Origin of the sequence: Ligilactobacillus equi DSM 15833 = JCM 10991 (genome assembly GCF_000615765.1) — a bacterium.
In the GTDB taxonomy this organism is placed as follows: domain Bacteria; phylum Bacillota; class Bacilli; order Lactobacillales; family Lactobacillaceae; genus Ligilactobacillus; species Ligilactobacillus equi.
In genome coordinates this window covers 1-1,264 of sequence record NZ_BAMI01000127.1, presented here as the reverse complement: position 1 = coordinate 1,264, position 1,264 = coordinate 1, and the positions used below count along the sequence as shown (strand labels likewise).

2 protein-coding genes are annotated in these 1,264 nt (G+C 36.2%); both read right to left on the bottom strand.

Going from position 1 to position 1,264, the window contains the following annotated elements; all coding sequences use genetic code 11:
- Positions 1-51: 51 nt before the first annotated feature.
- Positions 52-972 (bottom strand): site-specific integrase, encoded by a 921-nt coding sequence (locus tag JCM10991_RS11715; protein WP_025021589.1) that lies wholly within the window; start codon positions 970-972, stop codon positions 52-54.
- 76 nt (positions 973-1,048) lie between these two features.
- On the bottom strand, positions 1,049-1,264 hold a 216-nt coding region (locus JCM10991_RS14115), incomplete at its 5' end, for an LPXTG cell wall anchor domain-containing protein (RefSeq protein WP_035189106.1).

The following is a 1,264-nucleotide window of genomic DNA, read 5'->3' as shown; positions in this document are numbered from 1 at the left end:
GTAAAAAATCCTCTATTTCAAAAGAAATAGGGGATTTTTGCGTAAATACAATTAAAATTGTGATAATTGTCTCATGATCTTATCGGTATCATAGTTATCCATTTCTTGGATAATGTGAATGTAGACCGATTGCGTAGTATTAATATCAGCATGACCTAATCGACGAGCCACGCTGGCAACAGAAACACCATTATAGAGTAAAAGAGATGCATGCGTATGTCGCAATCCATGGACTGAAATAGGGGCAATATTGAGTTTCTTACAAAGTCGCTTTATACGATTATTGATCGTAGAATTATACATAGGTTTTTTATAACAGAAAATGGGTACTCCCTCAGGAATATCTTCAATCAAACCCATAAATTGATTCATCAGTTTCCAGTCAATCCGAATTTTTCGAACAGAAGATTTATTTTTGGTTGGAACAAAGCCACCGCCTTCTTTATAAGCCCACGTTTTATTAATAATCAGGACCTGGTTAGTAAAATCAAAATCTTCTTTCGTTACTCCTAAAGCTTCAGAAAGACGTACACCAGTTTTAGAAATTAACAGCAGCAACCAATCAATATTTAATTTATGCTTTGGTAAGTCTAACTCATTAATAAAGAGCTTTAGTTCAAATGAATCCATATACTTTCGTTTTTTTGGAATTGGTGGAATTCCCTTAATGATAGTCTTACGAGTTGGATTTTTGCGTAATAAATCATCATCTACAGCATCTAAAATTGCAGGCTTTACTCGGTTATGAAAATCAGCAACAGTTACTTTTTCGTGCGTTTCTGCAAACTTATTGATAATATTTTGATATTCTAACCGTGTTAAGTCTTTCAACTTTAAATCGGGAGCTAATTTTTTTAGCCATCGCCAATTTAACTCATAGTTGTCATAAGTAACCTGACGCACAGCACCTTTCTTATAAGTTTCAATCCACATCTTGTAATAGTCCGCTAACAGTAAATCGTCATCAGCCATAAAATTCCTCCTCCTTATTTTCCATAAAAAAAGAGTCCCAATCAAGGAACTCTTTTTCTTTAGCTATTTGATAATTCTAGTCTTCTCTACGCTTACGGTAACCAAGACCAAACATACCAAGTGCTGCAGCAGCTGCACCCGCTACAAGCGCTAATGGTCCATTGCCTTCGTCACCTGTTTGAGGTAATGCTTCTGGAGTTGCAGGAACTTCCTTAGCTGCTTTTTGTGGTACAACTGCTTGAACTGGGCCATTAGAGTAAACAGCCTTTGTTGGAGTTGCAGGAGTACCTTG